Source organism: Methylobacterium sp. WL12 (genome assembly GCF_008039475.1).
In the GTDB taxonomy this organism is placed as follows: Bacteria; Pseudomonadota; Alphaproteobacteria; order Rhizobiales; family Beijerinckiaceae; genus Methylobacterium; species Methylobacterium cerastii.
In genome coordinates this window covers 1-13,569 of record NZ_VRUW01000002.1, presented here as the reverse complement: position 1 = coordinate 13,569, position 13,569 = coordinate 1, and the positions used below count along the sequence as shown (strand labels likewise).

General features: G+C 67.9%; 10 protein-coding genes and 2 pseudogenes. 8 read left to right on the top strand and 4 right to left on the bottom strand.

Annotation, left to right across the window (positions count from 1 at the left end; all coding sequences use genetic code 11):
• Nucleotides 1-25 precede the first annotated feature (25 nt).
• Nucleotides 26-301, bottom strand: a complete 276-nt coding sequence (locus FV226_RS01185; RefSeq protein WP_147761473.1) for a hypothetical protein — start codon at nucleotides 299-301, stop codon at nucleotides 26-28.
• A gap of 217 nt (nucleotides 302-518) precedes the next feature.
• Between FV226_RS01185 and FV226_RS01180 the strand changes: the two genes are divergently transcribed.
• Entirely contained in the window at nucleotides 519-1,373 is an 855-nt protein-coding gene (locus tag FV226_RS01180; protein ID WP_147761472.1) for a S49 family peptidase, read from the top strand.
• Nucleotides 1,374-1,394: 21 nt separating this feature from the next.
• Here FV226_RS01180 and FV226_RS01175 read toward each other — a convergent pair whose 3' ends face one another.
• Nucleotides 1,395-1,658, bottom strand: coding sequence for a hypothetical protein (locus FV226_RS01175; protein WP_147761471.1), 264 nt, complete (start codon nucleotides 1,656-1,658; stop codon nucleotides 1,395-1,397).
• 213 nt (nucleotides 1,659-1,871) lie between these two features.
• On the opposite strand from FV226_RS01175, the gene FV226_RS01170 reads away from it, so the two are divergent.
• The 4 genes and pseudogenes from FV226_RS01170 (at nucleotide 1,872) to FV226_RS01155 (ending at nucleotide 6,155) form a co-directional block, all read left to right on the top strand.
• Entirely contained in the window at nucleotides 1,872-2,810 is a 939-nt protein-coding gene (locus FV226_RS01170) for a glycine--tRNA ligase subunit alpha (RefSeq protein ID WP_147761470.1), read from the top strand.
• Entirely contained in the window at nucleotides 2,807-3,250 is a 444-nt protein-coding gene (locus tag FV226_RS01165; protein WP_147761469.1) for a DUF3828 domain-containing protein, read from the top strand. The genes FV226_RS01170 and FV226_RS01165 overlap by 4 nt, the downstream gene beginning before the upstream one ends.
• Nucleotides 3,251-3,343: 93 nt before the next feature.
• Nucleotides 3,344-5,551: a glycine--tRNA ligase subunit beta gene (gene glyS / locus FV226_RS01160; protein WP_147761468.1), complete on the top strand. Its 2,208-nt coding sequence runs from the start codon at nucleotides 3,344-3,346 to the stop codon at nucleotides 5,549-5,551.
• 253 nt (nucleotides 5,552-5,804) lie between these two features.
• Nucleotides 5,805-6,155 (top strand): annotated as a pseudogene (locus tag FV226_RS01155) (DUF559 domain-containing protein).
• Nucleotides 6,156-6,161: 6 nt separating this feature from the next.
• Here the strand turns inward: FV226_RS01155 and FV226_RS01150 are convergent.
• Complete coding sequence (locus FV226_RS01150; protein ID WP_147761467.1) at nucleotides 6,162-7,160, bottom strand: magnesium transporter CorA family protein; 999 nt, start codon at nucleotides 7,158-7,160, stop codon at nucleotides 6,162-6,164.
• 209 nt (nucleotides 7,161-7,369) lie between these two features.
• Between FV226_RS01150 and groES the strand changes: the two genes are divergently transcribed.
• From groES to FV226_RS01135, 3 genes are all read left to right on the top strand, one after another.
• Nucleotides 7,370-7,657: a co-chaperone GroES gene (groES, locus tag FV226_RS01145; RefSeq protein WP_055886789.1), complete on the top strand. Its 288-nt coding sequence runs from the start codon at nucleotides 7,370-7,372 to the stop codon at nucleotides 7,655-7,657.
• Between the two features lie 84 nt (nucleotides 7,658-7,741).
• On the top strand, nucleotides 7,742-9,394 hold the full coding sequence (gene groL, locus FV226_RS01140) for a chaperonin GroEL (protein WP_147751053.1): 1,653 nt from the start codon (nucleotides 7,742-7,744) through the stop codon (nucleotides 9,392-9,394).
• A 304-nt stretch (nucleotides 9,395-9,698) separates the two neighbouring features.
• Nucleotides 9,699-13,154: a DNA methyltransferase gene (locus FV226_RS01135; protein ID WP_246691452.1), complete on the top strand. Its 3,456-nt coding sequence runs from the start codon at nucleotides 9,699-9,701 to the stop codon at nucleotides 13,152-13,154.
• Between the two features lie 19 nt (nucleotides 13,155-13,173).
• Here FV226_RS01135 and FV226_RS01130 read toward each other — a convergent pair.
• Nucleotides 13,174-13,569: pseudogene (locus tag FV226_RS01130) on the bottom strand (peptidase inhibitor family I36 protein); the annotation flags it as partial.

The window sequence follows — 13,569 nt, the reverse complement described above, 5'->3', positions numbered from 1 at the left end:
GTGCTGGACACCGCCCGAGCGCATCTCAGTAGAACCGCAGGCGGCGGTGATGCCCGAAATGGTGGCGGTGATGGTGATGGCGGCGCCAATGGTGGTGGCGGTGCCAGCGGTGATGCCGGTGCCAGTGATGGCGGTGCCAGTGCCGGCGGCCGTGCCAGCGGGCGGTCTGCACGAGCGGTTCGGCGTCGGACTGGGCGACGGCGATCGGCACGCTCATCGGGGCGGCCTTCGCCGAGAGGCTCAACCCGGTCGCGCCGCCGAGCAGCGCGAGCACGACCATCAGAAATTTCCAGGATCGCATCGAGACGTCCTCTCCTCCCTGTGACACGGTCGAGGATCGCGCCCCCGCCCGGACGGAAACCACTCCGCCGGGCCTGAAACGGCGATGGGCCTGTTTCGGTTCGATCGACGACACGCGAAACACTTCGTCGTGCGACGACGGCCCCTTGGCGAAAGCCTTGCGCAAGCGGTGCCGATGACCAATTCGGAAGGCGCAACTCTTCCCGAGCAGAGCCCCCATGCCCCTCGCCGTTCCGGACTTCGTGCGTGCCCTGCTGCCGGCGCGCTTCCGCAAGGCGCGCCCGCGCGTCGCCGTCGTGCGGTTGAATGGCGCCATCGGCGCGGTCTCGCCGCTCCGTCCCGGCCTGTCGATCGGCACCGTGGCGGGTAGCCTCGAGCGCGCCTTCGAAACCCCGGGCGCGGTGGCGGTGGCGATCGTGATCAACTCGCCGGGCGGCGCGCCGGCCCAGTCGCACTTGATCCACCGGCGTATCCGCGACCTGGCGACGGAAAAGAAGCTGCCGGTCTACGCCTTCGTCGAGGACGTGGCGGCCTCCGGCGGCTACATGATCGCGTGCGCGGCCGACACCATCGTCGCCGACCCGACCTCGGTGGTCGGCTCGATCGGCGTGGTCTCGGCGGGTTTCGGGTTCGATAAGCTGCTCGCGCGCGTCGGCGTCGAGCGCCGCGTCCACACCCAAGGCGAAGCCAAGGCGATGCTCGATCCGTTCCGGCCGGAAGACCCGGCCGACGTCGAGCGCCTTTTGCTCATCCAAGCGGACGTGCAGGACCTGTTCACCAGCCTCGTCACGACGCGGCGCCCGACCTTGAAGGCCGGCGAGAACCTGTTCACCGGCGCGATCTGGACCGGTCGGCAGGCGTTGGAGCTCGGTCTAGTCGACGCGCTTGGCGACATCCGTTCGACCTTGAGGACCCGCTTCGGCGAGACCGTCGAGATGCGGCTCGTCGCGGAGGCGAAGGGGTCGTTCGTCAGCCGCCTCTTGCGTCGCGCGGCACCGGGCGGGATCGGCCTTGCGGACGAGACGATTGCCGCGGTGGAGGAGCGCGCCGCCTGGGCGCGCTTTGGTCTCTGAGCGGGACCGCCAAACCGGCGATCAGCGGACCAGGCAGGTGGCGTCCGGCGTGCCGTAGCCGCTGTAGACCACCCGCACTTTACGGGTGCAGCCCTCGGCCTTGATCGCGGGCGCCGCGACCGGGGCGACCTCGACCGGCATCACCGCGACCGGCACAGTCACCGTGGCGGTGTCTTCCACCGTCGCGAAAGCGCTGCTGGCGCTCATCACCAGGGGGGTGGCGACCAGCGAGGCGGCGACGAGGACCGCGAAGACGGTGACGTTCTTCTTGGCGAGGCTGCGCATGACTGATGTTCCGTGGCGTTCGGCCCCTGCGGGCGCCGGATATCCTGATGTCGGGCAATAAACTTGGCCGTGCCGATACGGTTCCGCTTGTCCGTCGAATTCGCGCCACATTCGGTGCGGGCCCGCACGCGCACCGGCCTAGCGGTTGCTCAATGGGGCGGCGCACGCTTAAACCCCGGGCGCCCTCCCCCCGCGCGACGACGAAGAAGCCCCATGCCGAGCGATGCCGATCCCAGCCCAAAGACCTCGTTCCAGGGCCTGATCCTGACGCTGCAGCGCTTCTGGGCTGCCAAGGGCTGCGTGATCTTGCAGCCCTACGACATGGAGGTCGGCGCCGGCACGTTCCATCCGGCCACGACCCTGCGGGCGCTCGGGCCCAAGCCCTGGAAAGCCGCCTACGTGCAGCCCTCGCGCCGGCCGAAGGACGGGCGCTACGGCGAGAACCCGAACCGGCTGCAGCACTACTACCAGTTCCAGGTGATCTTGAAGCCGAACCCGGACAACCTGCAGGAGCTCTACCTGGAATCGCTCGCCGCGATCGGCGTCGACCTCGCCCTGCACGACATCCGCTTCGTCGAGGACGACTGGGAGAGCCCCACCCTCGGCGCCTGGGGCCTTGGCTGGGAATGCTGGTGCGACGGCATGGAGGTGAGCCAGTTCACCTACTTCCAGCAGGTCGCGGGCCTCGAATGCGCGCCGGTGGCGGGTGAGCTGACCTACGGGCTGGAGCGGCTGGCGATGTACGTCCAGGGCGTCGAGAACGTCTACGATTTGAACTTCAACGGCGGCGCGGGCGCCGACAAGGTGACCTACGGCGACGTGTTCCTGCAGGCCGAGCAGGAATACTCGCGGCACAACTTCGAGGCGGCCGACACGACGATGCTGTTCCGCCAATTCGCCGACGCCGAAAAGGCCTGCCGCAGCTACCTCGACGCCGGCGCGCCGGAGCGCGAGGGCGCCCGCCATCGCATGGTGCAGCCGGCCTACGACCAGTGCATCAAGGCGAGCCACGTCTTCAACCTGCTCGACGCACGCGGCGTGATCTCGGTGACCGAGCGCCAGAGCTACATCCTGCGGGTGCGCGAGCTGGCCAAGGCCTGCGGCGCAGCCTGGCTGCTGACGGAGGCCGGCGGCGCCCCGGCCGCGGCATGAACCGCGTCGCGCTCGCCGCCTTGGCCCTGGTCTGCCTCGCCAATCCAGCTGCGGCGCAATCCGCCACCGACCCGGTCGAGACCGTGCGCGCCTTCTACGCCAAGGACGACACCGGGGCCGTCGGCTTCTACGCCAAGCGTCTGCGCGCGCTCTACGAGCGGGATCGCCGCGAGGCCGGGAACGAGGTCGGCCGCCTCGATTTCGCGTTCACTGTCAACGGGCAGGACACCGAGGCGAATTGGCAAAAGACTCTGAAGCTGGTCGCGCTCTCTGACGATCATGAACGCGCGCAGGTGCAGGCGACCTTCCGCAACTCTACGCCGCAGGATCTGCGCTACGATCTCGTGCGCGAGGACGGGCGCTGGCTGATCGCCGACGTGCGGTCGATGACAGGCCAGACCTGGGATCTGGTGACAATCCTGTCGTCGAAGCTGCCATAGGCGCATCGCGAAGCGGATATCGGCGGTGGCATCCCGCGCCTTCCGCGTCGCTTCGTCTCGACGGACGCCGAGCGGGCGTCTATTCCCGCGCGCATGCCCGATTTGCTGCTCGAACTCCGCTCCGAAGAAATCCCGGCCCGCATGCAGCGGCGTGCGGCCGAGGACCTGAAGAAGCTCGTCACCGACGCCCTGGTCGAGCGCGGCTTCCTCTACGACGGCGCCAAGGCCTTCGCGACGCCGCGCCGCCTGGCGCTCCACGTCGCCGGCCTGCCCGCCCGCGGCGAGGCCGTGCGCGAGGAGCGGCGCGGGCCGAAGGTCGGCGCGCCGGATGCGGCGGTGCAAGGCTTCCTGCGCGGCGCCGGCCTGACGAGCCTCGACCAGGCGCAGACCGTCGTCGACCCGAAGAAGGGTGAGTTCTACCTCGCGGTGATCGAGAGGCCCGGCCGCGCGACGCTGGACGTGCTGGCCGAGATCCTGCCCGCGATCATCAAGAGCTTCCCCTGGCCGAAATCCATGCGCTGGGGCGCGGCCTCGGCGCAGGCGGGGGCCTTGCGCTGGGTGCGTCCGCTGCAATCGATCGTCGCGACCTTCGGCCCGGAGACCGAGACGCCGGACGTGGTGCCGTTCGAGGTCGGCGGGATCGTGGCCGGGGCGACGACCTACGGCCACCGCTTCCTGGCGCCGGAAGCGATCGAGGTGCGGCGCTTCGACGACTACGTCCAGAACCTGGAGCGCGCCAAGGTCGTGCTCGACGCGGACCGCCGCAAGGACATCATCCTGCACGACGCCCGCGACCTCGCCTTCGCCCGCGGCCTCGAACTTGTGGAGGACGAGGGCCTGCTGGAGGAGGTCGCCGGCCTCGTGGAATGGCCGGTGGTGCTGATGGGCACCTTCGACCAAAGCTTCCTCGACATCCCGGGCGAGGCGGTGCGCGCGACCATCCGCGCCAACCAGAAATGCTTCGTGGTGCGTGAAGCCGGCGGCGCGCTGGCGCCGGCCTTCATTCTGGTCTCGAACCTCGTCGCCTCGGACGGCGGGGCCGCGATCACCGCCGGCAACGAGCGCGTCGTCCGCGCCCGGCTCTCGGACGCGAAGTTCTTCTGGGAGACGGACAAGGCGATCCGCCTCGAAGACCGACTACAGAGGCTCGACACCATCGTGTTCCACGAGAAGCTCGGGACGCAGGGCGAGCGGGTGCAGCGCATCGCGGCGCTCGCGAAGGAACTGGCGCCGCTGGTCGGCGCCGATCCCGAGCTGGCGGAGCGCGCCGCGCGCCTCGCCAAGGCCGACCTCGTCACCGAGATGGTTGGCGAGTTCCCCGAGCTGCAGGGTTTGATGGGGGCTCGCTATGCCGCTCTCCAGGGCGAGCACCCGAGCGTCTGCGCTGCGATCGAGGAGCATTACAAGCCGGTCGGGCCGTCCGACCGGGTGCCGACCGACCCCGTCTCGGTGGCGGTGGCGCTGGCCGACAAGCTCGACACGCTGGTCGGGTTCTGGGCGATCGACGAGAAGCCGACTGGAAGCAAGGACCCGTATGCATTGCGGCGCGCGGCTTTGGGGGTCGTGCGACTCGCGGTCGATTGTTCGCTAAGACTGAGTCTGACGCAGGCTTTTGCGTTCGCTCATCTTGCAAGGTCATTGACTCCAGACGGATCAAGCTACTTCAAGCGAAGCCATAACGAGGGTATCCCAAGCCAGCGCACGACTTTGGATATTGTAAAAAATGCGGGTATCCCCGGGTCGAGTTTTGCGGATTTGGTCGATGGCAAAGGAAGTCTTCTCACCTTTTTCGCCGATCGCCTCAAAGTCTACCTCCGCGAAAAAGGCGCCCGCCACGACTTGATCGACGCGGTCTTCGCGCTTCCAGGCCAGGACGACCTGCTGATGGTCGTCCGCCGCGTCGAGGCGCTCGGCGCCTTCCTCGACACCGAGGACGGCAAGAACCTGCTCGCGGGGGTGAAGCGCGCCTCGAACATCCTCCGGATCGAGGAGAAGAAGGACGGCCGCGCCTACGACGCCGAGCCCGACGCCGCGCTCGCCGCCTCTGGCCAGCCCGAGGAGCGGGCGCTCGCCGAGGCGCTGGCGACCGCCCGGACCGAGGCCTCGGCCGCGGTCGCGAAGGAGGACTTTGCCGGCGCGATGCGGGCGCTCTCGCAGCTCCGCGCCCCGGTGGACGCCTTCTTCGAGCACGTCACCGTCAACGCCGACGACCCGCGCCTGCGCGAGAACCGCCTCACCCTCCTCAACGCGCTCCGCGCCGCCACCCGCGAAGTCGCGGATTTCTCGGCGATCGTGGGATAGTGCGCGGGTCCCTTCTCCCAGGGGGAGAAGGACAGGATGAGGGGCGTGAGGCGTCAGGAAGGACCGCGCCGGTCGCAACGTGTCTGCCGGATTCGGTCCGACAGCGACATGGGCTCGTCGATCGGCCGACGCTGTCGACATCGCGCGCAGTTCGGTGGCGTTACGCCCCTCATCCCAACCTTCTCCCCCTGGGAGAAGGAGCCATGTCTCGGAAAACGCGGGATTTCCGCCACCGTCGCGCCGTGAGGCCTTTATGGAGCAGATCGCTTACGCGCGGGGTTTGCGTCGCACGCAGACGCGAGCCGAAGCCAAGCTCTGGCCCGTGCTCCGAAGGCGCCAACTGAATGGTTGAAAGTTCCGGCGCCAGTGCCCCATCGATCGCTATGTTGCGGATTTCGTCTGCATCCAGGCGAACCTCATCGTGGAAGTGGATGGCGCGACCTATTCCACGATGCAGGAATGCGAGCGGGATGCGGCGCGCACCCGTACCCTTGAATCCTGCGGTTTCGCGATCCTGCGCATCACCAACGCCGAGATCGCCGAAAACCTCGACGGCGTGCGCGAGACGATCCTCGCCGCGGTCGAGCGGCGGCTCTCCGTCTGATGCGTCTCAGAACCAGCCCTTGATCCGGAACACCACGATCGGGATGATCGCGCTGGCGAGGATCAGGCTTAGGGCGTAGGGGTAGCCGTAGGCCCAGTCGAGCTCGGGCATGTGCTTGAAGTTCATCCCGTACATCGAGGCGATCATCGTCGGCGGAACGCCGACCACCGAGACGACGGTGAGCACGCGGAAGACGTTGTTCTGTTCGATGTTGATCAGGCCCAGGGCCGCGTCGAGGAGGAACTGGACGTTCTCCGAGAGCCGCGTCTCGAACTCGTCGAGGGATTCGATGTCCCGGCGGATCGTCTCGAAGCGGGCGTCGGTCTCCTCCTGAGCCAGCACCTGCTCGCAGGCGCCGGCGACGAAGGGCACGATGCGCTCGAGCCCGAGCAGGCTCGCCCGGATCTTGCCGAGCACCTTCCCGCGGCGGGCAATGCCCCGCAGGATGCGCCGCAGCGCCAAGTCCCGCCGGCGCGGGGGCGCCGCCTCGTCGGATTTCGCGGGCCGGGCGCGCACGTCGAAGTCGAAGATGCGGGTGGAGAGCCTGTCGAGCTCGGCGCCCATGTCCTCCAGGGAGTCGGCCAGGCTGTCGACGAGCTCCTCCATCAGCAGCAGGAAGACCGCGATCCCGGTCTTGGCCTCCTCGCCCTCGTGGACCCGCTTGCGCACCTCGGCGAAGGCGCGCAGCTCATGGAATCGCACCGTCACGAGGTGGTCCTTCGTCAGCACGAAGCCGAGTGGGTTCAGGACCGAATCGGTGCTCTCGAAGGTGATCATCGGCGTCGAGAGCGACAGGCCGTTCTTCAGCCGGCGCAGGCGGCTCGAACTCTCGACCTCCGACAGCGCCTTGCGCGAGGGCACCCGGATGCCGGTGGCCTCCTCGACCGCGCGGGCCTCCTCGGGCGTCGGGTCGTTGAGGTCGATCCACACGGCCTGCGTCGGGACGGCGGCGCCGCCCGCCTCGCTCGGCGCGAGCGCGCCCTCCGGTCCGTGCAGGCTCAGCATGGCAGGATCTTCCGTCGGCGCGTGCGATCAGGGGAGAAACCCGGCGTGCGACGGCCGTCGCAGGGTGCGACAGACTTGACTCGCCAAGGGGCCGCGGCTATCTCGCCCGCAGCCTTGGCACTCATCTTTCTAGAGTGCTAACGGCAGGGTTGGACGCGGACCACCGCGGCATCAACGCCGTTTCGCGAATTCAAACAAGAGGGCAGCTCATGAAGTTCCGTCCGCTGCACGACCGGGTCGTCGTCCGCCGCATCGAAGGCGAAGAGAAGACCAAGGGCGGCATCATCATCCCCGACACCGCCAAGGAGAAGCCGCAGGAAGGCGAGATCGTCGCCGTCGGCCCGGGCGCCCGCGACGAGGCCGGCCGCATCAACGCGCTCGACGTCAAGGCCGGCGACCGCGTCCTGTTCGGCAAGTGGTCGGGCACCGAGGTCAAGATCGACGGTCAGGACCTCCTGATCATGAAGGAATCCGACATCATGGGCGTCGTCGCCTAAGGTCTTCGGACACCTGACTTAAACCGCCCTTCGAGGCCCGAACCGGTCTTGGGGCTTCCCCACTAACGAAAAGGAATCCTGCACATGGCAGCGAAAGACGTTCGTTTCTCCTCCGACGCGCGCGACAAGATGCTCCGTGGCGTCGACATCCTCGCAGATGCCGTCAAGGTGACGCTCGGCCCCAAGGGCCGCAACGTCGTGATCGAGAAGAGCTTCGGCGCGCCGCGCATCACCAAGGACGGCGTCACCGTCGCCAAGGAGATCGAGCTCGCCGACAAGTTCGAGAACATGGGCGCCCAGATGGTGCGCGAAGTGGCCTCGAAGACCAACGACATCGCCGGTGACGGCACCACCACCGCGACCGTGCTCGCCCAGGCGATCGTCCGCGAAGGCGCCAAGTACGTCGCCGCCGGCATGAACCCGATGGACCTGAAGCGCGGCATCGACCTCGCCACGGCCGCCGCGGTGAAGGACATCATCGCGCGCTCCAAGAAGGTCGCCTCGTCCGAGGAGGTCGCCCAGGTCGGCACGATCTCGTCGAACGGCGACAAGGAAATCGGCGAGATGATCGCCCACGCCATGCAGAAGGTCGGCAACGAGGGCGTGATCACGGTCGAGGAGGCGAAGACCGCCGAGACCGAGCTCGACGTCGTCGAGGGCATGCAGTTCGACCGCGGCTACCTCTCCCCGTACTTCATCACGAACGCGGAGAAGATGGTCGCCGAGCTCGAGGACCCCTACATCCTCATCCACGAGAAGAAGCTGTCGTCGCTCCAGGCGATGCTGCCGGTGCTCGAGGCCGTGGTGCAGACCGGCAAGCCGCTGGTCATCATCGCCGAGGACATCGAGGGCGAGGCGCTGGCCACCCTCGTGGTGAACAAGCTGCGCGGCGGCCTCAAGGTCGCGGCCGTGAAGGCTCCGGGCTTCGGCGACCGCCGCAAGGCGATGCTCGAGGACATCGCGATCCTGACCCAGGGTCAGATGATCGCCGAGGACCTCGGCATCAAGCTCGAGAACGTCACCCTGCCGATGCTCGGCCGCGCCAAGCGGATCCGCATCGAGAAGGAGACCACCACGATCATCGACGGTTCGGGCGAGAAGGCCGACATCGAGGCCCGCGTCGGGCAGATCAAGGCGCAGATCGAGGAGACCACCTCGGACTACGACCGTGAGAAGCTCCAGGAGCGCCTGGCCAAGCTCGCCGGCGGCGTCGCGGTCATCCGCGTCGGCGGCGCGACCGAGGTCGAGGTCAAGGAGAAGAAGGACCGCGTCGACGACGCGCTCAACGCCACCCGCGCGGCTGTCGAAGAGGGCATCGTCCCCGGCGGCGGCACCGCCCTGCTCCGCGCCAAGAAGGCGGTCGCCGCCCTCTCGAGCGACAACCCCGACGTCCAGGCCGGCATCAAGATCGTGCTGAAGGCGCTCGAGGCCCCGATCCGTCAGATCGCCCAGAACTCGGGCGTCGAGGGCTCCATCGTCGTCGGCAAGATCACCGACAACACCTCTTCCGAGACCTACGGCTTCAACGCCCAGACGGAAGAGTACGTCGACATGATCCAGGCCGGCATCATCGACCCGGCCAAGGTCGTGCGCACCGCCCTGCAGGACGCGGCCTCGGTCGCCGGCCTGCTCGTCACCACCGAGGCCATGATCGCCGACTCTCCGAAGAAGGACAGCGGCGCCTCCATGGGCGGCGGCGGCGGCATGGGCGGCATGGGCGGCGGGATGGACTTCTAAGTCCCAGCCACCATCGCAAGGTCGGAAAGAGGGTCGCCGCAAGGCGGCCCTCTTTTCGTTTGCGTCCGCCATGCTTGGGAGACTCTAGATTTATTTTTTCTCCAGAATGGCGCTGGTGATCGGCCCTCGAGCGATATGCGCATATGCTGAAATTTTAGCAAGTCGATCTAAAACATTGATTATTTTCAGTTACCGCGGGTACTTTCGAGGGAGAGCGATCTTCCGAAGCCAATCCAGTATATGACTTGAGGTTGATTTCTCGACCTGGATGAGATTTCCTTCCGTTCGGCGGGGGGAGACGGGTTTGGACGTCGAGGGCTTCATCGAACGCTGGACCGCACGCGAGGGCGGTGCGGAGCGCGCGAACTACCAGATGTTCCTCAGCGAGCTCTGCGACGTGCTCGGCGTACCCCGACCGGAGCCGGCCGGCGGCGACACCGCCCGCAACGACTACGCCTTCGAGCGCGCCGTGCGCCTGCGCGCGGGCGACGGCGGTACGGCTCCCCGGCGCATCGACCTCTACCGGCGCGGGCACTTCATCCTCGAAGCCAAGCAATCGCGCTTTCCCGGCGCGAAGAACGCGCCGCGGCAGGTCTCCGCCGCCCAGCTCTCCCGGCTTGCCGCCGAACCAGAACAGCTCGGGCGCCGGGCCGCCGCGAAGGGCTGGGACGTGATGATGCAGAACGCCCGGCGCCAAGCGGAAGGCTACGTCTTCCTGTTGGATCCCGAGCATGTGGCACCGCCCTTCCTCATCACCTGCGATGTCGGCCACGCGCTGGAGGTGTTCGCCGATTTCTCCGGGACCGGGCGGGCCTACGTGCCGTTTCCCGACCGCCAGGGCTTCCGCATCTTTCTCGAAGACCTGCGCGACCCGGCGGTGCGCACCCGGCTCGCGGCGATCTGGACCGACCCAGGCAGCCTCGATCCGGCGCGGCATGCGGCCAGGGTCACCCGCGAGATCGCCGCGCGGCTCGCCGCCGTGAGCAAGGCGCTCGAGGCGGACCATGCGCCCGAGGAGGTCGCCCACTTCCTGATGCGCTGCATTTTCACGATGTTCGCCGAGGGCGTGGACCTGCTGCCGAAGGGCAAGTTCACCAAACTGCTGGCAGAATGCGCCGAAAGCCCGGGCGTCTTCGCTCCGCTCCTCTCGGACCTCTGGGCCAAGATGGACGCGCCGCGGGAGCAGGATCGCTTCTTCTCGGGGTTCCAGCAGCACCTGCGCCTCTTCAACGGCAACCTGTTCTCCAATGCGACGGCGTTCCCGCTGGCGCGCGAGGAGATCGGGGAGCTGCTGGCGGCCGCCCGGAAGGACTGGACGGAGGTCGATCCCGCGATCTTCGGCACGCTGCTGGAGCAGGCCCTGGACAAGGCGGAGCGGCGACGGCTCGGCGCGCATTACACGCCGCGCGTCTACGTGCAGCGTCTCGTCGAGGCGACCGTGATGCAGCCGCTCCGGGCCGACTGGCAGGCGGCGCTCATGAGAGCGGAGACCGCCCACCAGGGCGGGGACGAGAAGGCGGCGGTCGGCCACGTGCGTGCGTTCCACCGCACGCTCTGCGCCACCCGCGTCCTCGATCCGGCCTGCGGCACCGGCAACTTCCTGTACGTCGCGCTCGAGCTGATGAAGACCCTCGAAGGCGAGGTGCTGGAGACGCTGGCGCGCCTGGGCGAGGCCGAGAACATGGGGCTGGATCGCGAAACCGTCGATCCGCACCAGTTCCTCGGTTTGGAACTGAACCCGCGCGCCGCCGCGATCGCCGAGCTCGTGGTGTGGATCGGGTACCTTCAGCAGCATTACCGGACCCGCACCGGACACCCGTCCGAGCCGATCCTGCGCGCCTTCAAGAACATCAACTTCGGACGCGGCGAAGGCTACGATGCCGTCTTGACCTGGGACGGCTATCCGCTTCCGACGATCGTCGAGATAGATGGCAGACCCGTCGAGACCTATCCGAAGGCCCGGCGGCCGGACTGGCCGGACGCCGAGTTCATCGTCGGGAATCCACCGTTCATCGCAGGAAGCGACCTGCGCGGCGAATACGGACACGGCTATGCCTCAGCCGTCTGGGCCGCCTATCCGAACGTCCCCGGCGGCGCGGACTTCGTGATGTGCTGGTGGGATCGGTCGGCCGTCCAGCTTGCGGGGCCGATCCTGAAACGGTTCGGCTTCGTGACGACGAACAAGATCGCACAGGGATTCAGTCGCAAGGTCGTCGCCCATCACCTGGGTCTCAAACGCCCGATCCGCATCGCGTGGGCGATCGACGATCACCCCTGGTATCGCGGAAAGGGCGGCGTCGCGCAGGTCCGGATCGCGATGACGGTCGGCGATCGAAAAACGACGGCGGGACGCCTTCTAAGGATCAAGCAGGAAAAGCTCACCTCCGACGAGCAGATCGCAGTCGAATACGTGGAGGAAGACGGCATCATCAACGCGGACCTGACGATCGGCGCCGACATCACGAAGTCGAAGGCGCTTCTCGCGAACCGAGGCTGCTCTCACGACGGTGTGAAGTTGCACGGAAAGAGGTTCGTCCTGAACGAGGCGGAGGCTGGCCTGCTCGGGGTCGGGACACGCGCGGGCATCGAGGAATTCATACGGCCGTACCGGAACGGACTCGACCTGCGATCCGTCAGACCCTCCAGGCTCGTCATCGACATGTACGGCCTCGCTCCCGACGACATCCGAGCGCGCTATCCCGAGGCCTATCAACGTCTGCTCGAGGTGCGCGACGAGCGTCAGGACGCCATCGACCAGGTCCGCCTCAAGGGCCGCGAGCCCAGCAAGGATGTTCTGGCGTACCGGGACTTGTGGTGGCTCTTCGGTAAACCGCGCCCCGAGATGCGTTTCGCGTTGGCGAACCTCGGCCGGTACATCGGCACGATCGACACGGCGAGAAAACGCCTCTTTCAGTTCATCGACAGTGATATCCTATGCGATGACAAGATCGTCGTGATGGCGATCGAGGATGCGGCCACCCTGTCCATCCTGTCGTCCCACATCCACGTCACATGGGCCGAGCGCTCCGGCGGCTGGCTCGGCGTCGGGAACGACTCGGTCTACTCGAAGACGCGTTGCTTCGACCCTTTCCCGTTTCCCGAACTGTCTGCCAAGCTGAGGATGCAGCTTCGCACGATGGGAGAGGAGCTGGATTCGACGCGCAAGGTCATCCAGGAAGAAAATCCCGACCTGGGCCTGACGGAGGTCTACAAGCTGCTCGACCTGATCCGTGCCGGAGCCCCGCTCAGCAGTCGCGACGAGGACGTGAGAACGCGCGGGCGCGTCCTCATCCTGCGGGAGCTGCACGACACGATCGACCGGCTGACCGCCGACGCCTACGGATGGCCGCACGGATTGTCCGATGCGGACATCCTGGTCCGGCTCGTTGCGCTGAATGCGGAGCGGGCCCGCGAGGAGGCGGCGGGCCATGTGCGTTGGCTTCGGCCCGACTACCAGGTCCCGCGCTTCGCCGGAGAGATCGGGGCGAGGACCGAAGACCTGGATCTCGGCGAGGCCGAGATCGCGATCGGCAGGGACTTGCCGGCGTTCCCCACGGACCGCAGCGAACAGCCCCTCGCGGTCGTAGCCATCCTTCGCAGAGTCGACCGCCCGATGGATGCGGCCGCCCTCAGTCGCGGGTTCAAGCGCGGCGGCAGGCGCATCGAGGCGCGGGTGGCGCAGATCCTCGCCACGCTCAGCCTCTACGGCCACATCGTCGAAGCCGGCGACGGTCGCTTCCTTGGACGACGCGCCGCCTGATGCGGTGCGGCGGCCCGGTTCAGCCCGCCCGGCGTCCGCAGCGGACGTAGGAGGCGGTGCCCTTTCCGCTCGTCCAGGTCAGGCGGTCGCCGTCGACGACGAGGCGGACCTGCGACGACCAGCGCCGGCCGCGGTCGGCGCAGTCGGCGGCCATCACCCAGGCGTTGCCGGTGCGGCGGCCGTCGTGGAAGCTGCAGATCGTCCGCCCGGCGCTGGCGCGGTCGGGGGTGATCGTCGCGGGGATGTAGCCGCGCCGGCGCGAGCGCCGGCCGCAGGCGGCTTCGGTCGGCCCCCAGGTGCCGACGTACTCGGCGCGCTCCACCCGCGGGACCGGCGCCGGGGCCGGCATCGGCGCGGCGGCAACGGGGGCGGCCTGGGGCTCCACGGCGACGCTCGGCGGAGGCGCCGTCGGGGC

Excerpts from the sequence above, each read along its gene's own strand:
- groL (WP_147751053.1), top strand. The coding sequence starts at position 7,742 with ATGGCAGCGAAAGACGTTCGTTTCTCCTCCGACGCGCGCGACAAGATG.
- FV226_RS01170 (WP_147761470.1), top strand. The coding sequence starts at position 1,872 with ATGCCGAGCGATGCCGATCCCAGCCCAAAGACCTCGTTCCAGGGCCTG.
- groES (WP_055886789.1), top strand. The coding sequence starts at position 7,370 with ATGAAGTTCCGTCCGCTGCACGACCGGGTCGTCGTCCGCCGCATCGAA.
- FV226_RS01175 (WP_147761471.1), bottom strand. The coding sequence starts at position 1,658 with ATGCGCAGCCTCGCCAAGAAGAACGTCACCGTCTTCGCGGTCCTCGTC.
- FV226_RS01165 (WP_147761469.1), top strand. The coding sequence starts at position 2,807 with ATGAACCGCGTCGCGCTCGCCGCCTTGGCCCTGGTCTGCCTCGCCAAT.
- FV226_RS01185 (WP_147761473.1), bottom strand. The coding sequence starts at position 301 with ATGCGATCCTGGAAATTTCTGATGGTCGTGCTCGCGCTGCTCGGCGGC.
- FV226_RS01180 (WP_147761472.1), top strand. The coding sequence starts at position 519 with ATGCCCCTCGCCGTTCCGGACTTCGTGCGTGCCCTGCTGCCGGCGCGC.
- glyS (WP_147761468.1), top strand. The coding sequence starts at position 3,344 with ATGCCCGATTTGCTGCTCGAACTCCGCTCCGAAGAAATCCCGGCCCGC.
- FV226_RS01150 (WP_147761467.1), bottom strand. The coding sequence starts at position 7,160 with ATGCTGAGCCTGCACGGACCGGAGGGCGCGCTCGCGCCGAGCGAGGCG.